This window comes from Staphylococcus sp. HGB0015 (assembly GCF_000411275.1).
GTDB lineage: Bacteria > Bacillota > Bacilli > Staphylococcales > Staphylococcaceae > Staphylococcus > Staphylococcus schleiferi.
This window is the reverse complement of sequence record NZ_KE150417.1, coordinates 720,142-741,612: the sequence shown is the minus strand read 5'-3', so window position 1 is coordinate 741,612 and position 21,471 is coordinate 720,142. Positions and strand designations below refer to the sequence as shown.

19 protein-coding genes are annotated in these 21,471 nt (G+C 36.1%); 1 reads left to right on the top strand and 18 read right to left on the bottom strand.

Annotated features, from left to right (window positions below; translation table 11 throughout):
• Nucleotides 1-3 precede the first annotated feature (3 nt).
• From mutS to HMPREF1208_RS03360, 10 genes are all read right to left on the bottom strand, one after another.
• Nucleotides 4-2,604: a DNA mismatch repair protein MutS gene (gene mutS / locus HMPREF1208_RS03405; protein WP_420878466.1), complete on the bottom strand. Its 2,601-nt coding sequence runs from the start codon at nt 2,602-2,604 to the stop codon at nt 4-6.
• 162 nt (nt 2,605-2,766) lie between these two features.
• Nucleotides 2,767-3,282, bottom strand: a complete 516-nt coding sequence (gene thiW, locus HMPREF1208_RS03400; RefSeq protein ID WP_016424951.1) for an energy coupling factor transporter S component ThiW — start codon at nt 3,280-3,282, stop codon at nt 2,767-2,769.
• 139 nt (nt 3,283-3,421) lie between these two features.
• Nucleotides 3,422-3,775 carry a RicAFT regulatory complex protein RicA family protein gene (locus HMPREF1208_RS03395; protein WP_037559109.1) on the bottom strand — a complete coding sequence of 118 codons (354 nt, stop codon included), beginning with the start codon at nt 3,773-3,775 and terminating at the stop codon, nt 3,422-3,424.
• A 1-nt stretch (nt 3,776) separates the two neighbouring features.
• Nucleotides 3,777-5,324, bottom strand: a complete 1,548-nt coding sequence (gene miaB / locus HMPREF1208_RS03390; RefSeq protein ID WP_016424949.1) for a tRNA (N6-isopentenyl adenosine(37)-C2)-methylthiotransferase MiaB — start codon at nt 5,322-5,324, stop codon at nt 3,777-3,779.
• Between the two features lie 101 nt (nt 5,325-5,425).
• The gene (locus tag HMPREF1208_RS03385; RefSeq protein ID WP_016424948.1) at nt 5,426-5,728 is read right to left on the bottom strand and encodes a thiamine-binding protein; all 303 of its coding nucleotides are present in this window, start codon (nt 5,726-5,728) and stop codon (nt 5,426-5,428) included.
• Between the two features lie 365 nt (nt 5,729-6,093).
• Nucleotides 6,094-6,960: a 2-oxoacid:ferredoxin oxidoreductase subunit beta gene (locus HMPREF1208_RS03380; RefSeq protein ID WP_016424947.1), complete on the bottom strand. Its 867-nt coding sequence runs from the start codon at nt 6,958-6,960 to the stop codon at nt 6,094-6,096.
• The gene (locus tag HMPREF1208_RS03375; RefSeq protein WP_016424946.1) at nt 6,961-8,721 is read right to left on the bottom strand and encodes a 2-oxoacid:acceptor oxidoreductase subunit alpha; all 1,761 of its coding nucleotides are present in this window, start codon (nt 8,719-8,721) and stop codon (nt 6,961-6,963) included.
• A gap of 150 nt (nt 8,722-8,871) precedes the next feature.
• On the bottom strand, nt 8,872-9,666 hold the full coding sequence (locus HMPREF1208_RS03370) for a TIGR00282 family metallophosphoesterase (RefSeq protein ID WP_016424945.1): 795 nt from the start codon (nt 9,664-9,666) through the stop codon (nt 8,872-8,874).
• A gap of 329 nt (nt 9,667-9,995) precedes the next feature.
• A complete protein-coding gene (locus HMPREF1208_RS03365) occupies nt 9,996-12,158 on the bottom strand; it encodes a heavy metal translocating P-type ATPase (RefSeq protein WP_016424944.1) in 2,163 nt (720 codons plus the stop codon).
• Nucleotides 12,142-12,525: an ArsR/SmtB family transcription factor gene (locus HMPREF1208_RS03360; protein ID WP_016424943.1), complete on the bottom strand. Its 384-nt coding sequence runs from the start codon at nt 12,523-12,525 to the stop codon at nt 12,142-12,144. Before HMPREF1208_RS03360 ends, HMPREF1208_RS03365 begins: the two co-directional genes overlap by 17 nt.
• A gap of 198 nt (nt 12,526-12,723) precedes the next feature.
• Between HMPREF1208_RS03360 and HMPREF1208_RS03355 the strand changes: the two genes are divergently transcribed.
• Entirely contained in the window at nt 12,724-12,942 is a 219-nt protein-coding gene (locus HMPREF1208_RS03355) for a hypothetical protein (protein ID WP_016424942.1), read from the top strand.
• A 126-nt stretch (nt 12,943-13,068) separates the two neighbouring features.
• Here HMPREF1208_RS03355 and rny read toward each other — a convergent pair whose 3' ends face one another.
• The 8 genes from rny to yfmH form a co-directional block, all read right to left on the bottom strand.
• Nucleotides 13,069-14,628, bottom strand: a complete 1,560-nt coding sequence (gene rny / locus HMPREF1208_RS03350; protein WP_016424941.1) for a ribonuclease Y — start codon at nt 14,626-14,628, stop codon at nt 13,069-13,071.
• 291 nt (nt 14,629-14,919) lie between these two features.
• A complete protein-coding gene (gene recA, locus HMPREF1208_RS03345) occupies nt 14,920-15,963 on the bottom strand; it encodes a recombinase RecA (protein ID WP_037559108.1) in 1,044 nt (347 codons plus the stop codon).
• A 165-nt stretch (nt 15,964-16,128) separates the two neighbouring features.
• Nucleotides 16,129-17,277: a CinA family nicotinamide mononucleotide deamidase-related protein gene (locus HMPREF1208_RS03340; RefSeq protein ID WP_016424939.1), complete on the bottom strand. Its 1,149-nt coding sequence runs from the start codon at nt 17,275-17,277 to the stop codon at nt 16,129-16,131.
• Nucleotides 17,278-17,536: 259 nt separating this feature from the next.
• Nucleotides 17,537-18,124: a CDP-diacylglycerol--glycerol-3-phosphate 3-phosphatidyltransferase gene (gene pgsA, locus HMPREF1208_RS03335; protein ID WP_016424938.1), complete on the bottom strand. Its 588-nt coding sequence runs from the start codon at nt 18,122-18,124 to the stop codon at nt 17,537-17,539.
• A gap of 40 nt (nt 18,125-18,164) precedes the next feature.
• Nucleotides 18,165-18,560: a helix-turn-helix domain-containing protein gene (locus HMPREF1208_RS03330; protein WP_016424937.1), complete on the bottom strand. Its 396-nt coding sequence runs from the start codon at nt 18,558-18,560 to the stop codon at nt 18,165-18,167.
• Nucleotides 18,561-18,580: 20 nt separating this feature from the next.
• Nucleotides 18,581-19,426: a DUF3388 domain-containing protein gene (locus HMPREF1208_RS03325; protein ID WP_016424936.1), complete on the bottom strand. Its 846-nt coding sequence runs from the start codon at nt 19,424-19,426 to the stop codon at nt 18,581-18,583.
• Nucleotides 19,427-19,480: 54 nt separating this feature from the next.
• Complete coding sequence (gene ymfI, locus HMPREF1208_RS03320; protein ID WP_016424935.1) at nt 19,481-20,185, bottom strand: elongation factor P 5-aminopentanone reductase; 705 nt, start codon at nt 20,183-20,185, stop codon at nt 19,481-19,483.
• Nucleotides 20,182-21,471, bottom strand: a complete 1,290-nt coding sequence (yfmH, locus tag HMPREF1208_RS03315) for an EF-P 5-aminopentanol modification-associated protein YfmH (protein WP_016424934.1) — start codon at nt 21,469-21,471, stop codon at nt 20,182-20,184. The genes ymfI and yfmH overlap by 4 nt, the downstream gene beginning before the upstream one ends.

Sequence of the window (21,471 nt, the reverse complement as noted above, 5' to 3'; positions counted from 1 at the left end):
CCTCTACTGTAATCTATTTTGAAGTTCACTGAGCTTAACTAATGCTTCAATTGGGGTCATTTGCGATAAATTCATTTGTTTAATTTCAAGTTCAACTTCGCTATTTTGTGCTTCTGATTCAAATAAATCGAAAACAGGTTGTTCGAATTGGGGCTTTGCATCTGAATGTTGCTGTGACGTTACTTGTTTAGGTGTTTCAAGACTTTGGTTTGTGAATTCAACCGTTTTTTCAGCATTTGCTTCTGATTTAATCGCGGCTTGTTCTTTCGCTTCAAATGCATCTAAAATAACTTGCGCACGGTCAATCACTTGTTTAGGTAGGTCGGCTAATTGTGCGACTTGAATCCCATAACTATTTGCAACAGCCCCATCTTTAACTTTGTGTAAGAAGATAAGCTCACCTTGATATTCATCTGCAGCGACATGCACATTCTTCAAGCTTGGAAGTGCTTGTTCCAATTCTGTCAGTTCATGATAGTGCGTTGAAAATAAAGTTTTCGCTTGAGATGTTTCCGCAACATATTCAATCATAGCTTGAGCCAACGCAAGACCGTCATAAGTTGAAGTACCTCTACCGATTTCATCAAATATAATTAAACTATCTGGTGTGGCATATTTGAGTGCTTTTTGTGCCTCTAACATTTCAACCATGAACGTACTTTTCCCAGATACAAGATCATCTGCAGCACCAATTCTTGTGAAAATCTGATCGAAAATAGGGAGTATCGCAGATTCACAAGGAACAAAAGCCCCCATTTGTGCCATAATACTTATAATCGCCACTTGACGCATATAGGTTGATTTACCTGACATATTAGGCCCTGTAATCAAATAGATAAATTGTGACTGATTTAATTCACAATCATTTGGTACATAATCATTATAATCCATCACACGCTCAACAACTGGATGACGTGAATCTTTTAAAACTAATGTTTTGTCTGTGCTGAATTGCGGTTGGACATAATTATATTGTTGCGCTATCTCTGCAAAACTTTGCAAGCAATCAATTTCAGATATAATTTTAGCTTGTTGTTGCAAACGTTCTGTATATGTTTTTACTTTTTCACGAAGCGCTACAAACAATTGATATTCGAGCTCGATTGCTTTATCTTGAGCACCCAAAATCACAGCTTCTTTTTCTTTTAATTCATCAGTGATAAATCTTTCAGCATTGGATAATGTTTGTTTTCGTTCATAGCCAAATTCAGCTGGATTAAATTGCGTCAAATTGGCACGTGTAATTTCAATATAGTAACCAAACACTTTATTAAAGCTTATTTTCAAAGATTTAATCCCTGTTCGCTCACGTTCTTTCGCTTGTAATTCAGCTAACCACTGTTTTCCATTTTTTGAAGCATCTAAATATTGATCTAATTCTTCGTTAAATCCTGATTTAAAAAGGCCACCTTCTTTGACAGATAACGGAGGTTCATTCACTAAACTATCTTCTAACAATTGTAAAAGGTCATCTAGCGGTTCTAACGCATTAAAATGTGCAATCGCTTCATGTTCAATAGTTTGTAAGAGTGCTTTTATAGAAGGAATTTGTGCAATCGAATGCTTGAGTTGTATTAAATCTTTTGCGTTCACATTACCAAAACTTACGCGACCGACTAATCGTTCGATATCGTAAACTTCTGTTAAATAGTTGCGTAAAGTGTCTCTCTCGATAAAATATTGTAAAAATTGATCGACGGCATCATGACGTTTTGTTATTTCATTTCGCTGAATAAGAGGTCGATCAATCCATTGTTTCAAACGTCTTGCGCCCATAGGGGTTTTGGTCTTATCCATTAACCAAAGCAATGTCCCTTTTTTTGATTTAAGTCGAATACTTTCAGTTAATTCGAGATTTCTCTTAGCATAAAAATCCATTTTCATATAATCTAACGCTTGGTATTCAATCACATTCTCAATATGCGACATATCTCTTTTTTGCGTATCGTATATATAATCTAATAACACTTGCACTGCCTGAAACTTACTTGGATCAGACAACTGATTAACAGCATATTGCACATCCGAAATACGTTCAACAACTGTAACTGTTTCTGTAATCATGCTGAATTGACGTTTAAGTGTTTCTGATAGAGGTTGAGTGACAACAATTTCGTTAGGTTGAATGGTCGTCACTTCGTTTACAAGCGTACTTTCATCTTCAAAGTGTGTCACTTTTAATTCACCAGTCGAAACATCACAATAACTGAGCCCATAGCCATCTTCATTATGGATAAAACTTAAAATATAGTTGTTACGTGTATCCTCTACGCCACCTTTTTCCATCACTGTACCTGGCGTAATCACACGTACAACTTCTCTTTTAACCATGCCTTTGACTTGTCTTGGATCTTCCATTTGTTCGCATATAGCCACTTTAAAACCATTTTGTATTAACGTTTCAATATAACTATCCGCAGAATGATATGGAACGCCTGCCATTGGAATAGGATTTTCTTTTTTAGCATCACGTTTCGTTAACGTGATTTCAAGGACGCGAGAGGCAGTAATTGCATCATCATAAAACATCTCATAAAAATCACCAAGTCGAAAAAAGAGCAACGCATCTTGATGTTGCGCTTTAATATTTAAATATTGTTTCATCATTGGTGTAACATTTGCCATATACTTTCACAATCCTTTTGTTCAAAATTTTCTATATTTCATTTACTTTTTGAAGGTATTTTATGTATGCGATTTAAATATGTATCAAGGCTGAGAGTATAAACTTCTGTTTAAACCCCCAGCCCCTCAATGATTTAATAATTATTTTAATCTTCTTTTATTTTTATCTAATTTTAAGTATGCTAATAAACCTCGCCGCTTAAGTACAAGTAAAAGAATGTAACTAATACTTGCACCAATCAAACTCGATGTAATAAATGCAGCCATTAACGGTTTAATGAGAAAATAATCTAAGTGGAGTATCCACGCAATTGGAATACAGAACAAACTCCCAATAATGCCTGTACCAATCACTTCTCCTATCGCCGCAACAAATAAGTGCCGATTTACATAATAAAACAAGCTCGCTAGCAAAACGCCAATCATACTCCCAGGAAACGCAAACGGCGTACCTGTTCCAAACAATACACGAATGCTTGAAGAAAGGAAGGCTTGGGCCAGCCCGTACCATGGTCCAACTAAAACAACGCTCAAAACATTGATAAAATGCTGAACTGGTGCTGCTTTAATCGGACCAATGGGGATGACAATTACTGAACTCAACACTACATTAACGGCCACAAATAATGCTGTCAGTGTCAATTTACGTGTATTCACACATATCACTCTTCACCACGGTTGAAACAATGATGTGCTCTACCATATTTTTAGAATAGAAACTCTATTTTACCTTAAAAACCTATGTCCTCATTCATAACTTCTCATTTAGCTACACAATGTTGAACGTCTAGACATCTCAGTCATCAGTTGAACTTTCAATTCGCGTTGATATTGTGTCTACAACGAGATGGAGCAACTCATTTGCCTCTTGCTGTGCTGTTCTAAACTCATTGACAATAGGGATATCATCTATTGTCGTTCTAATTTGATCTATCTTCGCTTCAGAACGTGCATAGGCATTCGGCTTATTATAGTTTTGTAGATTTACAGACTGCTTTTGATTCTGCTTCAACTCTGACATGTGCTGTGCAATCTGTTCATTTTGATGAATTTGTGTTTCAATGCGTCTATAATCTTGAATTGTATCTAAAGATTGAAATGCCTGACCCAATGCTTTAGCAGCTTCCAAAATCGACTCTTTTGAATACATCTTATGGTGTCACCACAGCTGCTTCACTGACACCAACAAATTCACCATTAAGTGAGAATTGTTTTGCTTCAACAATCTTAACATCTACAATTTTACCGATAACAGATTTAGGTGCTCGGAAGTTAACAAGTTTATTTTTTTCTGTATAACCTGCTAATACTTCATCATCTTTTTTACTTGCACCTTCACATAATACACGAACAGTTTGTCCCTCATAAGCCGCTAGCGTACGTGAAGAATATTCGCTTACTAAACGGTTCAAACGTTGTAAACGCGCTTTTTTCACTTCATTTGGTACATTATCCTTCATTTTAGCAGCAGGTGTACCGTCACGTTGAGAATAAATATATGTGTAGGCATGCTCGAATCCAACCGCTTCATATAAAGATAACGTTTCTTCAAATTGTGCTTCTGTTTCGTTTGGATACCCTACGATAATATCTGTTGTGAGCGCAACATCTGGAATGGCAGCCTTAATTCTATCTACTAAATCTAAATAGCTCTCTCTTGTATATTTACGCCCCATAATTTTCAACACGTCATTATTCCCAGATTGAACTGGTAAATGGATATGCGGCACGATATTTCCACCTTCAGCAATGACTTCAATCATACGATCTGTAAAGTCCCACGGGTGACTTGTTGTAAAACGGACACGCGGGATATCAATTTTTGAAATATCAGCCATTAAATCACCTAAACCATAAGTGATACCTTCTAAATCTTTACCATAAGCATTCACGTTTTGACCTAATAACGTAATTTCTTTATAACCTTGACGTGCTAAATCACGTACTTCTTCAATGATATCTTCAGGACGTCGACTACGTTCTTTTCCTCGTGTAAATGGCACGATACAGTATGTACAGAATTTGTCACATCCATACATGATATTGACCCATGCTTTAATTTTGCCGTCTCTTACTTTAGGAAGGTTTTCGATAACGTCGCCTTCTTTTGACCATACTTCCACAACCATTGCTTTAGAAAGATAGGCTTCTTCCAAAATTTGAGGTAAGCGATGAATGTTATGTGTTCCAAAAATCATATCCACATTTTGGTATGATTTCAAAATTTTATTTACCACAGACTCTTCTTGTGACATACAGCCACACACACCGATTAAACAATCTGGGCGTTCTTGTTTAATGTGTTTTAGATTCCCAATTTCTCCAAACACTTTATTTTCAGCATTTTCTCTAATCGCACATGTGTTCAATAGAATGACGTCTGCCAAATTGATGTCTTCAGTAGGTGTATAGCCTAAGGCAGTAAAAATTCCCGCCATAACCTCTGTATCATGTGCATTCATTTGACAACCATATGTTTTAATTAGGAAAGTGCGTCCTTTCCCCATACCGCGATACTTTTCATCGATTTGAAAATCACGATTATATTGAACTGATTCTTTTCCACGCTTTTTGGCTTCTTTTAAGCTTGGCGGTTGATAAACGTGCTCAAAATCAAAATATTTACTATAATCTTTCTCTTTATTATTACGTTGTGCTAAAACATCAATCGTCCCAGCTTTTCTTTGTTCTTCGTTCACATACAAAACCCTTTCTGCCCATATATCATTAGTTCATTATATTAAAATTCTAGCCAAAGTGCAAAATGATATTTTTCGAAGTCAATATAAAAATCGTTACACTATTTTTCAGTATCGTCATATTTACCAGTTAGTGTTTCAATACTGATGCCTTCAGGAACGTGATAAAACTTTATTTGATGAATGACGCTAGGTGCTTCTAATTCAACCATCCGATCATTCATTTTTTGGATTAAAATAAGCAACGCATTCATATCGCCTTCGACATTTGTTTCTAATGCACCAACACGATATTTTAGCCCGGATGCCTCAATCACTTTTATTGCTTCATCAACAAAAGGAATGACATCCTCTCCGTGAGGTGTCTGTGGAATGATTTGTATACTCATCAATGTATCAACCAATGACAAAACCTCCTCTTTCTTCTATATATTATACCTGATTACAATTAAAATAAAAAATATCCCTAAGTTTGTGGTAAAAATTAGTCTGCTATCAAAATACGTTTTATAGCCTAGCCTTGATTGGAGCCTTTTAATAAACATGCTCTTTCTTAACTATCAATTTTTCTGCAAACTTTTTGATGTATAAATATCAAAGCATTTTTAGTCATTTTGATAAGACTGTTCAACCTTAAATGATAAAAATGAATCTTTACACTTTTATTTTAATTGATAATAGCAACTAAAAAAGCAACGCCACTTCAATGTGCCGTTGCTTTTGCAGAATATATTTTATAATCAAATCAGCAAACTTTATAGATAAAGCTTTATACAAATTGTTTTGTAAAAGATTCAAACTGTGCTTCACTTAAACTTAAATCATGTTTTGCTAATGGTGTATCGCCTAACGCTTCAATTTGAGATTCATATGATGGCGTTTCAGTATCTTGATAAACAATACCTTTAATTAATGAATCATGTTGTAGCACGGTTTGAATAGCACCTTGTTTATCTGTCACATCATAGCCCTCTATATCCTCAATCGCTGTTAAATTCTCTTTGAACCAATCGTACGTATTCACTTTGTTGTATGTTACACATGGAGAAAAAACATTTACAAATGAGAAGCCATCATGATTAATCGCATCTTCAATCATTTTTGTTAAAGCTTTAATATCACTTGAAAAACCTTGTGCTACAAACGTTGCTCCTGATGATAAAGCTAATTCAAGAGGTGCAACATTTTGTTCGATATTCCCTTTTGGTGTCGTTTTTGTAACAAATCCCGGTGCTGAAGACGGAGAAGTTTGCCCTTTTGTTAAACCATAAATTTGATTATCCATAACAATGTAAGTAATGTTCATGTTTCGGCGTAACGCATGAATGGTATGTCCCATACCAATAGCATAACCATCTCCATCTCCACCTGATGCAATGACAGTTAAATCACGATTGGCCATTTTAACGCCTTGTGCGAGAGGTAATGCACGACCGTGAATCGAATGCACTCCGTATGAATTTACGTAACCAGAAAGTCGCCCTGAACAGCCAATCCCAGTGATTAGGGCAACCTCATCAGGTTCAAGCCCCACATTTGCAGCTGCTTTTTGAATCGCCGCTTGTACAGAGAAATCACCACAACCTGGACACCAATTCGGTTTCACATTATTTCTAAAATCTTTATAAGTAGCCAATTACACTCTCTCCTTTAACGCATTTACGATTTCTAAACCTTTTTCTTCAATCTCATAAGGTAAAAACGGTGTACCGTCATATTTCGTTTGCTTAACAAGTTTATCGCCTAAGTTAACATTCATTTTGATAATGCTTGCGAGCTGGCCTTGGTAGTTATGTTCAACAACAACAACTTTTTTCGCTTTATCAGCAGCTGCTTGGATTGTTTGAGTTGGGAATGGATGAAGTTGACGAATTTGGAGGTGGTTTACTTTAGCTCCTTGCGCTTCTAGTCTAGCAACACCTTCTTGAATTGCGCCCTTCGTTGAAATGAAACCAAGGAATAAAATATCCGCATCTTCATGTTCCAATTGACCTTCAACAGGTTTTTCAATCAATAAGTGTTCCGTCTTACGCATGCGTTTTTCCATTTGATCTCGGCGATTTTGAGCGGCTTCACTAGGTTTTCCTTCTTCGTTATGTTCAACACCTGTAACATGGTGAATACCACCTTTTACACCAGGAATAGGTCGTGGTGAGACACCTGATTCTGTTAAAGCATAGCGTTTGAAGTACCCTTTATCTTCTGGATCGCGTTCGATATCCTCTGCAATAGTTGAGCCGCGTTGAATCTCAATTTTTGAATGATCTAAGTTTTTCACTGTTTGCTTACCTAAGGAAAGTTGTAAGTCACTTAGTAAAATAACTGGACATTGATATTCTTCCGCTAAGTTAAATGCTTCTACTGTAAGGTAAAAAGCATCTTCAGCATCCGTTGGCGCAACGACAATTTTAGGAATATCTCCGTGTGTTCCATAAATCATCTGCATTAAGTCAGACTGTTCTTGCTTTGTTGGTAAACCTGTAGATGGACCACCACGTTGCGTATTCATTATGACTAACGGTGTTTCAGTCATCCCAGATAAACCTATCGCTTCCATCATTAACGAGAGACCTGGACCAGCAGAAGCAGTGAATGCACGAACACCACCATAGTTCGCACCAATCGCCATCGTCGCAGCTGCGATTTCATCTTCGGTTTGAATGACGGTTCCGCCCACTTTTGGTAAATTTTCAATCATATATTCCATTATTTCAGAAGCCGGCGTAATCGGATAAGCAGCCATAAATCTTGAGCCTCCTGAGATTGCTCCTAAGCCAATGGCATCATTCCCTATCATATAAAGATGAGGCGTACCTGCGCTTTCTTCAAGCATAAAGTCCCCTTGAATGCCAGCCAACTCATCTTGCATAATACGATAACCTTCATTCAATGCTTGAATATTAAGTTCAACGACTTTTTCTCCTTTTTTCTCAAACATATTTGTAATGAGCGCTTCAAATGTGTCAGTATTTAAATCCATTAACGCTGCTGTTGCACCAATGGCCACCATATTTTTCATTAATGTTGTCCCTAATGATTTGGCAGTTTCTGTAAAGGGTAAGACAACCAATTGCGCTTTACAGTCTTCTGGTTTCTCAGGCTTAGCCTTACTATCTGCTAGGATGACACTATCTTCTCGCATTTCATGATGATTTAACACAATTGTTTCTTGATCAAATGCGACAAGAATATCTAAATCATCACTAATTGCGTGAACAGGTGTTGTAGAGACACGGATTTTATTATTGGTATGGCCTCCTTTAATTCGGCTTGAAAAATGACGATAACCATACAAATAATAGCCTTTTCGATTCATTGCAGTGGCGAAAATTTCTCCCGTTGATTCAATCCCTTCGCCTTGCTGACCTCCCACTTTCCATGACAATTGAGCTTTCATAGATTTAGCCTCCTACACGATTAAATTCACTATTTATCATATCAAAATAACCCATTATTTGCTCTATTAAATAATGGGTTTTAAAAAAATTCATACTAATGGCGGATAATGCTTATATCCTTTATTAGATCTATTAACGTTAAATGAATATTATGCTTCGAACGGATGGTCATCATTGATTAAAATACGTTCAATATTTTTGGCTGTCCCGTCTTCTTTTAAATCAACAATAACGCCTGACAACACACTACGCCCTTCATCAGGAACAACGTGACGTTGAGGTAAACTTGTAAGGAATCGTTTAATGATTTCATCACGATTAATGCCAAGAATACCATCATAATAGCCCGTCATACCTACATCGGTAATAAAAGCAGTCCCTTGAGGTAAAATACGATTATCTGATGTTTGAATATGTGTATGCGTGCCAACTACAGCACTCGCACGTCCATCTAAAAACCAAGCCATTGCATTTTTCTCAGAAGTGGTTTCAGCATGAAAATCAACAAAAATATAATCCGTTTCTTTTTGCGCTTCTTCAATCAATTGATTGGCTTTTTTAAAAGGATCATCAATATCTGGCATAAAACTACGCCCCTGCAAATTAATAACTGCTAGCTTTTTATCATTTAAATTAATAATACGCATACCAATCCCTGGTGCTTCATCAGGAAAGTTTGCGGGTCTCACAAGGCGTGTTGCATCTTGTATAAAATCATAAATTTCTCGTTGACCATAAGTATGGTTTCCCATAGTCATAAAATCAACGCCATTACGCAATAGTTCTTTATATATTTTTTCAGTTAAACCTTTACCGTGCGCCGCATTTTCTGCATTCACTATCGTCACGGTCGGATGATAACGTTGTTTCAGTTTTGGCAACCATTCTGATATCGCTTGGCGTCCAACTTTTCCGACAATATCTCCTATAAATAAAATTCTCATTATGTTTCGTCCTCTCTAAATATGGGCATTTATGTATATTTCAACTGTATCATTATTTAAAAATTCTATATACAAAGCATACGCAACATATAAAAAGAGACGAGCTATGAAAAGAACAATCTTCCATACAAACTCTTGGCATTGTTCATTCTCATCTCGTCCCATAATGATATATTAAAAGTATGCATTTCATTCATCAATGCTAGACATAACTGTTGTGGTCATTCGCGAAAAGTTATTTCTATTTGAAAAGATTGTATAGTATTTAACGATGTTGATTTACCTCTTATTGTATCTTTCTCAATAGAGATGTCAACCGTTCTACTTGATTAAGCTTCATCTTTCACATAGAGCAAACGAATTGCATTTAAAGCCACAATCAAAGTTGCACCCATATCTGAAAAAATAGCAATCCATAACGTTAACCAGCCAGGTATAACTAAGAGTAAGGCAATTAATTTAATACCAATCGCAAAGACAATATTAGCTTTAATCACATTCATCGTTTTTCGACTTAACCGGTAAGTAAATGGCAATTTAGACATATCATCGCCGAGTAAAGCAATGTCAGCAGTTTCAAGTGCTGTATCGGTGCTCGCACCACCCATCGCAATACCGATAGAAGCACGCGCTAGAGCAGGTGCATCATTCACACCATCACCAACCATTCCTACTGGACCATTTAAAGCTTCTAATTTTTCTATATGCTTTAATTTATCTTCTGGCATTAAATCTGCTTCAACATTTGTCAATTTCAATTTTCGATTGATGGCTTGTGCACTATTTAAATTATCCCCTGTCAACATGACTGTATGTTGTATCCCTAAATTTTGAAGTGCTTCAATTGCTTTTTGAGACTGTTCACGTACTTGATCTCGAACAGTAATTAAAGTGGTTAAAGTATGGTTAATCGACATTAAAATAACGGTGTCGCCTTGCTTTTGCATATCATTGATTTGTTCAACAAGTTCTTCATTGGTATTGATATGAAATAATTGGGGTTGACCGATTAAAATGTCGTTTCCCTCAATAACGGCACGCACACCTTGCCCTGTTTTAGATAGAAAATCTTTAACCTGATATTGTTGATAGTCAATATGCTTTTCTGTTGCGTAGGCTACCACTGCTCTCGCGATAGGATGATTTGATAAGTTTTCAACAGCAGAAAGATAACCTAAAGTATCTATTCTTTCTTTTTGGTTTTGATTTAAATGGATGACCTCTGTAACGACCGGATGGCCCACTGTTAGCGTACCTGTTTTATCAAACGCGAGTGTTTGAACTTTACTCAATTGCTCAAGGTAAATCCCGCCTTTAATAAGCACGCCGTTTTTAGCAGCATTTCCTATACTTGAAACAATAGAAATCGGAGTCGCAATAACTAAAGCACAGGGACAGCCTACGACTAAAACAGAAAGTCCTTGATATATCCATGGTAAAAAAGCATCATTTAATAATAAAGGTGGAAGGATGGCTACTAAGAAAGCAATCACCATAATACATGGCGTATAATATTTTGCGAATTTTTCTACGAAAGCTTGGGCGGGCGCTTTTTCAACTTGGGCTGCTTCTACCAATTGAATCATTTTCGCTAATGCCGTATCTTTAGATGCTTTCGTTACTTTGACTTCAAGCACACCATCTTCGTTTAATGTACCTGCATAGACTTCATCGCTTTCTCGTTTATCAACTGGCATTGATTCGCCAGTGATAGCAGCTTGATTGACTGACGCATGACCTGAAACAACAATCCCATCTAAAGCAATTTTTTGCCCAGGCTTAACATACAAAATATCATTAACTTCAACCTCTTCTGTAGCTAAGCGCAATAATTGACCCCGTCTAAGTATTGTCGCCTCATCAGGCGCAATTTCCATTAAAGAAGCCATAGATTGACGGGCTTTATCCATAGAAAATTGTTCTAATGCTTCACTGATTGCAAATAATATGACTACAACAGCAACTTCTCCCCATTGGCCGATTAATACGCCCCCGATAATCGCAATCGTCATCAAAGTACGCATATCAAATTCAAAATGGAGGAGATTTTTGACCCCTTGAATAATCAACTGGCTCCCACTTAAGACGATAGATAACGTAAACAATATGAGCGTCATAGTATTGTTCGCGTTGTTTAGCCATTGTGAAATATAACCGAGAATAACAAGAATCGCAGCAAAGATAATGGTTTCATGTTGATGATAAAATGCTTTGAATTTATCTATAAAGTGCATCTCTTTGACAGGTGAATGCATCGTACGAGATTGCGCATTCACTTGTTGATCGTCAGGAATAATTTTTAGATTTTCAAATGAACCCGCATGTTCTAATTCATCTAAAGTAGGTTGACCGGTTACATAAATTTTCGAAGCGCCAAAATTAACTTGCGCCTTTTCCACTGAAGTCAGCTTGTTCACATTCTTTTCAAATTTACCCGCACAATTGGCACACGATAACCCTTCGATACGATATGTTTTATGATTTTGTACCATCTTCATCCACTTCTTTCTTATGCTCAATAGATATTGTCATAATTTGACGGATATGTTCGTCATACAAGCGATAAAAAGCACGTTTACCTTCTTTCCGATAAGTTACGATTCCGTTTTTGTACAAAGATCTTAAATGGTGCGACGCGTTTGCAACAGTAATATTGAGTATTTCTGCGATATCACAAACACACAGCTCTTCATGTTCGCACAAAGCAAATGTAATTTTTGCACGATTGACATCAGCAATACTTTTAAACATTTGACTTACATGTTCAATATTAGAATTTTCTATTTCTTGCTTAGCTTCGTGTACGATTTCAGCATCTATACTAAATGTGTCACATGTTGGAATTTGTTGTTTTGTCATTTATCTCACACTTTCATTCAAGTATTCGTTTGAATAAATTATAACTCGATTCATTTCTTTATTCAAGTGTATATTTGAATGTAAAAATATATGATTAAATATAATCAGTTGGGGTATTGAAAAGATTAGGAATGCTTATTGTTTAATAATCAATAAGTACGTATTTTCATAAAAACATTAGGAGTTGTTTATTAACTTATGTCAATTAGTATTGATCCTGAAAAATTTGCAGAACTTGTTTTGAGCGCGAATCCATCTAAAAAAGAAAATCCTGAAGATATCGCAAAAGAGAGTATCGAATTATACATCAATGCGTATCGAATGGCAGAACGTTATGCAAACATTTCCTCAAGTAGTTATGACACATCTAGTGCTTTAGAAGAATTGAAAGAAACTGAACTTCATCTCTGTAAATAACTTTGATGACGACTGAAATTTAAAATGGAAAAATTAATCATTTAGGATATGAATACAAATAAAAAAACAGGTTTCATCATAATGTACATGACATTATGATGAAACCTGTTTTTATTTCATACACTGTTACTTCGCATATTCAATTGCTCTCGTCTCACGAACAACTGTCACTTTGATATGACCCGGATATTGTAGTTCATCCTCAATCTGATTTTTAATATCTCTCGCTAAGCGATGAGATTTTAAATCATCTATTTCTTCTGGTGATACAATCACGCGTATTTCACGACCTGCTTGTATAGCAAAAGCTTTTTCCACGCCATCATAGCTTTCAGAAATGTCCTCTAATCGTTCTAAACGTTTGATATAATTCTCTAACGTTTCTTTTCTAGCGCCAGGTCTTGCAGCCGATAAAGCATCTGCAGCAGCAACTAAAATAGATATAATCGATGTCGGCTCAACCTCTCCATGGTGTGAATGAATTGCATTGATGACCGTCTCAGGTTCGCCATATTTTTTAGCTAATTCGACACCAATTTCAACATGGCTTCCTTCAACTTCGTGATCAATCGCTTTACCAATATCGTGTAATAAACCGGCTCTTTTAGCCAGTGTTACATCTTCGTTCAATTCTGCAGCAAGCATTCCAGATAAATATGCTACTTCAATAGAATGTTTAAGCACATTTTGTCCATAACTTGTTCGATAATGCATACGCCCTAAAATTTTAACGAGATCAGGATGCATATTATGAATATTTAATTCAAATGTTGCATGTTCACCTGCATCACGAATAATTTCATCGACTTCTCGTCTTGCTTTTTCTACCATATCTTCAATACGGCCTGGATGAATACGACCGTCAGAAACGAGGTTGATTAACGCTGTTTTGGCAATTTCTCTTCGAATAGGATCAAAACCTGATAAAATTACCGCTTCAGGTGTATCATCAATGATTAAATCAATACCTGTTAATGTTTCTAACGTACGAATATTTCTACCTTCACGACCGATGATACGTCCTTTCATCTCGTCATTAGGTAAGTTAACAACTGACACTGTTGACTCTGAAGTATGATCAGCAGCAAAACGTTGCACTGTCGTAGCGAGTAATTCTTTTGCTTTTTGGTTTACTTTTTCTTTAGCTTCACGCTCTTTTTCTTTAACAAGTACTGCAATATCTTGTGACAACTCTTCTTCTACACGTTCCAATTGCTCTTTACGTGCTTCTTCTTGTGTGAGACCGGAGATGCGTTCTAATTCTTGTTCGTGCTTCATTATTATTGATTGAACACTACTCTCTTTTGCGTCTACTTGTTGTTGTCTTTCTTCAAGTTTAGATTCTTTTTGCTCTAAAATCTCATCCTTTTTATCGAGTAGATCAGATTTTCGCTCCAAGTTCTCCTCTTTTTGAAGAAGTCGGGATTCTTGCCTTTGAAGCTCTCCACGTCGTTCCCTTAGTTCGCTTTCGATGCGTTCTCTTAGAACTTGGTTTTCTTCTTTAGCTTCGATTAATTTCTCTTTTTTAAGATTCTCTGCTTCTTTGTTTGCTTGTTCAATAATATCTTTAGCAGTACGTTTGGCTTGTGACTGCTTTTGATATATTAAATTCTGGGCGATTAAATACCCTACAACAACTCCTAGAATTATACCCAGCAAAATGAGTAAGAGGCTTAATAAATTCACACAAACACCTCCTTTTTCTAGGATTTCGTTCTGTATGTTAACCAATCTATATGATTATATGACTAAAAATAAGAATCATACAAGTTCAATTGTACGTTTTGAACAATGAAAAATCAAGGTATCCAACACTATTGAATAAAAAAGATGATACATTTCAAAACGAAAAATCATCACGCTATCATGTTCTATTTGAAATTTTGTTGCAATTAGCTTTTCCAAAACAAAAAGTGAAACCGAATCTAATTCTTATTTAGATTCATGTTTCACTTTTAATTTTATATCGAAATATGATTATTCATCAAATAATGTTTGTGGCTCTTCTTGCTCTTTTTCTTCTACATCACCGTCAAAAATACCTAATTTTTCACGGAGTTTTCGATCGATTTCATCTTCTAATTGTGGGTTTTCTTTTAAGAATTGTTTTACATTCTCTTTACCTTGACCCATACGTTCACCGTTATAAGAATACCATGCACCAGATTTGTCTACGATGTCATATTGTACACCTAAATCAATCAATTCACCTTCTCGAGAGATACCTTGACCATACATGATATCGACCTCAGCGACTTTAAATGGTGGTGCCACTTTATTTTTCACAACTTTGATTTTCGTACGGTTACCTACGATGTCTTGGCCTTGTTTCAATTGTTCTGCACGTCTGACTTCTAAGCGAACAGAACTGTAGAATTTCAACGCACGACCACCTGGTGTCGTTTCAGGGTTACCGAACATAACACCTACTTTTTCACGAATTTGGTTAATGAAAATTGCAGTCGTATTTGATTTTGAAATGGCTGCTGAAAGTTTACGTAATGCTTGAGACATAAGACGCGCTTGTAAACCAACATGTGTATCACCCATTTCACCTTCGATTTCTGCTTTAGGTGTTAAGGCTGCAACAGAGTCCACAATAACAATGTCCACGGCACCACTTCTAACGAACGCTTCAGCAATTTCTAAACCTTGTTCACCGTGGTCAGGTTGAGAAAGGTATAGATTATCGATATCCACACCGAGCGCTTCAGCATAGACAGGATCCAACGCATGTTCAGCATCGATAAACGCAGCAATACCGCCATTTTTTTGCACTTCAGCAATCGCGTGTAACGCTACAGTAGTTTTACCAGAACTTTCAGGGCCATAAACTTCAATAATACGACCTTTTGGATAGCCGCCAACCCCCAATGCATGATCCAATGTAACAGAACCTGTTGAAACACTTGAAACACGGCGATCTTTATTTTCACCTAGTTTCATAACGGCACCTTTACCGAATGACTTTTCCATATTTTTTATTACTGTGTCGAGTGCTTTTTGACGTTCATTATCCAATATAGGACCCCCTAATAAATAAAAATTTCCTTTTAATTTAATTCTACTATACATGCTTTCAATTAAAATTACAAGCATTTTGCGAATATTTGTTCGCTATTTTGTGATTTGAATACTAACAAAATAGAACGCATGTGCTTGTGTTTTGTTCAAAATCATATCATATTAGTGCTGTTTTAGTTCATTTAGCCATGCAATCAGCACATAATTTTGACTTCGATCACGTTGTAAATTTCTGTGATGACTCATTTTAAATGTTTCAATTCGGAAGTGATCACGATCTAGAAAACCAATATAGACTGTATTACCTTGTGAAAGAAGGCTCATCGCCTGTTCAGTGTCATATAAAGATTGCACAAATACTGCTGATGCATATAATTGGTTCTCAATTGTGGCTGTTTCATCTACAAATTGAGGATGATGCATCATATACCCTTTTAATAGATGTGTATGATCCTCTTTTTTTAATCTAGAGTAAAGTAAACCTTCTGTCACTTGATCATATATCGCAAATGATTTCTTTTGTAACGCCATAACAGCGCGCTCAGGTGTAGTGTCATTGGAGCCATAATAATAATGACCAATTCGACTTAATATTTCATCTTTTATCGGTGCTATTAACTGTTGACTCGCTTTTTCATCATCCGCGCTTGCCGTCAATCTGATTGTGACTTCGTGCGTACCTGCAAGTGGTGCAATTGTTGGGTTTGTTTGCGCATCGATTAAGTCAAGTAATTCTGTTTCAACTTGTGATTCACCTATCCCACAAAAACGTAACACTTCAGAGAAAATTGTTTTTCCACCTTGTGAAAAGTAAGGCATGAGTTCATTCACGACCATCGGCTGCATTTCTTTCGGTGGCCCAGGTAGCATAACAATGTGTTTATCATTTTCATTAAAATAGATACCCGGCGCCATTCCTACACGATTGGCTAATACTTTTGCACCTTCAATTACAAGTGCTTGTTGCTTATTATTCGGCGTCATTTCTTTTTCATGTTGTTTGAAATAATCTTTAATGTAATTGAGTGCTTCTTGATCTGTTACGAGTTTTTTATTTAAAACACGTGCAACCGTTTGTTTTGTTAAGTCATCTTTTGTGGGGCCTAAACCACCCGTGAAAATTAATGCATCATATTGCTCCAGCGCTCTTTTTATGACAGTTTCAAGTCTTTTTTCATTGTCACCCACAACGATATGCTCCAACACATGATGACCCGCTTCATTCAACTTTTGTGATAAAAATTGAGCATTCGTATTTGTAATTTGGCCTAAAAGTAACTCTGACCCTACTGCGATAATACAGACTTTCATAATATTGCCTTCTTTCTGCCTACAAAATCTTATTCACAACTTCATTATATCTTGATATCCCTTTGAAATGGAACTAAACCGTTTATTGTTTTTACAGAATCACCCTTTTCAACTAAGACTCCATTACAAAAGACTTGATTATTATGTGAGCCTGTTGTTACAAACAAAATAAAAGAAGAGTAAAACAAACAGCCCAATTCAACATTGTTCTCTTTGTTTCACTCTTAAAAGTTCATTCATCCTTGAATTAATCATAAAATTAAGCTTTTTTATCTTGTAAAAAAACATCTCTACCTTTATAGAAATATTCAATACCTGATAAAATTGTAAAAAATACACCAATATACAATAAAATTTGCCCTAAAGAAAAACCAATCCACTGGCTTAAAGGCTCACCTAATAAAATGAAAACTAAGGCAACCATCGTTACTGCCGTTTTAATTTTTCCAAGTTGACCTGCCGCACTCACAAAGCCTTGCTCAATTTGTAATAGTCTCAACCCTGTCACCGCAAATTCACGTGCAATAACGATGATGGCAACGACAGAATTCGTCAATCCAAGTTCTACTAAAACAACTAAAGCCGCAGAAACAAGAAGTTTATCAGCAAGCGGGTCTAAAAATTTCCCCATATTTGTTACAATTTGCCATTTACGTGCTAAATAGCCATCTAAAAAATCACTTAATGATGCGATGATAAAAATGATTCCACTAATTAAAAATTCAATACGAATCGAGTGTCCCCCTAAGAAAGAAACATTCCCCATTCCAAAATCAACAAGTGCAAACAACATAAATATTGGAATTAAGATGACTCGAAACAATGTGATCTGGTTAGGTATATTCATAATTATTCCTCTCTCCACTTATCTGTTTCTCTTATTGCTATTATAGCACAATGGTTAATAGCCCCCAAAGTACGGCTGTAATACCAATCAGCATACCAATAATGATCGCAACTTTTTTCGGTTGCACATCTGTATTAGAAAATACTAATGCATCTTGATTTTGTGAGATTTGTTGTAAAATATCATGGGCTTGGTATGTCATGGAAGGCAACTCTTCTTTATGCTTATCCATGAGTAATGGGCCATCAACATTCACGGATTGCGCATATTTTTGTATAAAACCTCGTATATGATTAGGATGTTCAAATTGCTCAAACTGATTGCGTTCAATGGCAACTAATGTTTCTCGCTGAATTTGTGTTCTTTTTTCTAATTCAGCTAAAGTCATTCCTAAACCTTCTCTTTTACTTTGCAGTACTTCACCGATTGTTTTCAACTTATGCTCTCCTCCAAACGTTAGAACGAACCAAAACCATCACCAAAGCCGTCTCCGAAACCACCAAATGTATCTCCAAAATCTAAGTTATTTTTACTTCTAACGGTTTGCTTTTTCATTTCTTCATATTCAATGGTCTGATTTTCTTCGGTTCTTAATTCAATAATATAGTCAAAATCATCCATAATATAATCGCTTGCTTCAACAAATAAATCAGGATGTTCAACGACCTTTACTGATGGCAACGTCATCACTTCTTTAACAAGCTCTTGGTGCCTCGGATTTGTTTCTCTTGCAGTGACCGCACCATCAATAATATACACATGATCTTTATCGTATTCACCTTTAATTAGTGAACTACGAACCGTTTGTTTAATTAAAGTTGAACTGATGAACAACCATCTCTTGTGCGCAGACACACTGCCAGCTACAATAGATTCCGTTTTACCCACACGTGGCATACCTCGAATCCCAATTAATTTATGACCTTCTTCTTTAAATAATTCAGCCATAAAATCAACAAGTAAACCTAAATCGTCTCGTTCAAAACGAAATATTTTTTTATTATGCTCATCTTGTTTTACAAAACGTCCATGTCTCACAGCAAGTCTGTCTTTTAACTCTGGCTCACGCAAGACTCTTAGAGAAATATCATCAATTTCTTTAAGTAAAGTTTCAAAGCGTTTTACTTTCTCTTCACTATCGGATCTAATAATAAAAGCACGAATGGATTTATCAATACCGTTTATCGCACCAATATTAATTCCCATCATCCCAAGTAAACTTGAAATATCACCTAACAAACCTGCTCTATTGATATTGATATTATACTCTAAGTACCATTCTCTTTTTTCACGTGTAATCATGAAAAACCCCCTTGCAACGCTTGCCTATACGTTATTTATTCATATTATAGCAAATTAACAATACCAGCCACCATTAATACGTTGAACTGTACCCGTGATACTTTTCGCCTCAGGAGATAGTAAGTATTGCGTTGCATGTGCAATTTCTGAAGGGTCTATCCATCGATGCTGTGGCAATGATTCGAGCAAATCCTCACGTGCTTCTTCTGATAACGCATCCGTCATACGTCCCGCAACAACGCCTGGCGCAATCGCATTCACTGTCACATTCGTTCGAGATAACTCCTGTCCGAGTGCTTTAACAAATCCGATTTGTGCCGCTTTCATGGAAGAATAAATGGTTTCAAAACTTGCTCCCGTTTCACCCCAAATAGATGAAATAACGATAATACGTCCATTCTCACTTTGTCGCAATTGGTCGACAAAAAATTGAGACATTTTAATAAAATGAAATACATGCACCATATAAGCATCGTGAATTTGCTGATCCGTCATATCTTGAAGCATGCCAAATAAACTTTGCCCACTCGTATAAATTAACACATCTAAATTTTGAATAAATTTTAATTTCTCTTCAAGTTGAATCGATTTTGTTAAGTCAATTTGCACAAATTGAACCGGCTGATTTTCATACATTTTGACCAGTTCGTCAATAGCTGTATGATGATAAGTCACTATAACTTCATAGCCACGTGAAAGAAGGTCATGCGTAATTGCACGACCTATATTGCCTGATCCACCAACAACTAAAGCTTTCACGATTTTTCCATCTCCAATCGACTATCGACTATCGCATCTAATTGAATCCGTTTTTTAATAGTCGCATTCATCGTTTCTAGCGTAATACCTTCAATGATTTCCAACAATTCAAATAAACTAACACCATCAAAATAAAACTTTGTAGATTGATTCGCAATATATTCAGGGGCATTTAAACTTGAAATATACTCCCCTATAAATTGACGTTTCAATAATTCAAATGCTTTTTGATCTTTGACTTGGCCCATATTTGTTGTTAACTCATCAATCAATAATTTTTTTAACTGATCAGGTTTTGATGTTGCAGAAGTAATTAATGAAAAACTATATGAGGGCTCTATCACCGTTTGATAACTAAATGTATCATCAATCAAGTCTTGATCAAGTAAAGCTTGATAGAAATTCGTCTCTTCGCCATAAATCATCTCAAAGAAAAATGACATTTCAATATCTTCTTTAACACGTTGGTGTTCTGTGAAGTCATCAACTGGATGTTTAAGCCCAATCATTAATCGAGGTGATTGAATATGCATGCGCTCACTGACATTAGACTGGACCACTTCATTGCTTTCATTGAGCGGGTCACGTTCAATTTCCGGCTGTGCCTCAATTGCACGTGCATCTTCATGTTGTTTCACCAATTGCTCTATATGTGCAGGTTCAACATCACCAACGACAAATAAAACCATATTTGATGGATGATAAAAAGTTTCATAACAGAGATATAAATCTTCTTTAGTAATTTGATAAATACTTTCGACTGAGCCTGCGATGTCCACTTTAACAGGATGATCATGATACATTGCGCGTAAAGTATTGAACATTAGTCGATAACCTGGCTGCTCTTGGTACATTTTTATTTCTTCAGCAATTATACCTTTTTCTTTTTCCACTGATTCTTCAGTAAAATAAGGGGTTTCAACCATTTTCAACAATCTCAAAATATTGTCGTCAACGTGATTTGTCGCACTAAATAAGTAACTTGTACGATCAAAGCTCGTAAATGCATTGACTTGTGCATCGTGCTCAGCAAATTCCGTAAACAAGTCGCCTTCTTCTTTTTCAAATAATTTATGTTCTAAAAAATGCGCAACCCCATCGGGTACACTGACAAATTGGTCTGATTGATGTGGTTTGAATCGGTGATCAAGCGAACCAAATTGCGTTGTATACGTCACAAATGTTTTTTGAAAATCTTTTTTAGGAATGACAAAAAGGTTGAGTCCGTTTTCTAATGTTGTATGATAAACTGTTTCATCAATTTGTTGATAGTACGTATGGTTCAT

What these genes read in the sequence shown, in the direction of transcription:
- mutS (WP_420878466.1), bottom strand. Translation starts at nt 2,604, where the DNA reads ATGAAACAATATTTAAATATTAAAGCGCAACATCAAGATGCGTTGCTC.
- HMPREF1208_RS03395 (WP_037559109.1), bottom strand. Translation starts at nt 3,775, where the DNA reads ATGTATTCAAAAGAGTCGATTTTGGAAGCTGCTAAAGCATTGGGTCAG.
- HMPREF1208_RS03375 (WP_016424946.1), bottom strand. Translation starts at nt 8,721, where the DNA reads ATGAAAGCTCAATTGTCATGGAAAGTGGGAGGTCAGCAAGGCGAAGGG.
- HMPREF1208_RS03370 (WP_016424945.1), bottom strand. Translation starts at nt 9,666, where the DNA reads ATGAGAATTTTATTTATAGGAGATATTGTCGGAAAAGTTGGACGCCAA.
- HMPREF1208_RS03365 (WP_016424944.1), bottom strand. Translation starts at nt 12,158, where the DNA reads ATGGTACAAAATCATAAAACATATCGTATCGAAGGGTTATCGTGTGCC.
- HMPREF1208_RS03360 (WP_016424943.1), bottom strand. Translation starts at nt 12,525, where the DNA reads ATGACAAAACAACAAATTCCAACATGTGACACATTTAGTATAGATGCT.
- HMPREF1208_RS03355 (WP_016424942.1), top strand. Translation starts at nt 12,724, where the DNA reads ATGTCAATTAGTATTGATCCTGAAAAATTTGCAGAACTTGTTTTGAGC.
- HMPREF1208_RS03340 (WP_016424939.1), bottom strand. Translation starts at nt 17,277, where the DNA reads ATGAAAGTCTGTATTATCGCAGTAGGGTCAGAGTTACTTTTAGGCCAA.
- pgsA (WP_016424938.1), bottom strand. Translation starts at nt 18,124, where the DNA reads ATGAATATACCTAACCAGATCACATTGTTTCGAGTCATCTTAATTCCA.
- HMPREF1208_RS03325 (WP_016424936.1), bottom strand. Translation starts at nt 19,426, where the DNA reads ATGATTACACGTGAAAAAAGAGAATGGTACTTAGAGTATAATATCAAT.
- yfmH (WP_016424934.1), bottom strand. Translation starts at nt 21,471, where the DNA reads ATGAACCATACGTACTATCAACAAATTGATGAAACAGTTTATCATACA.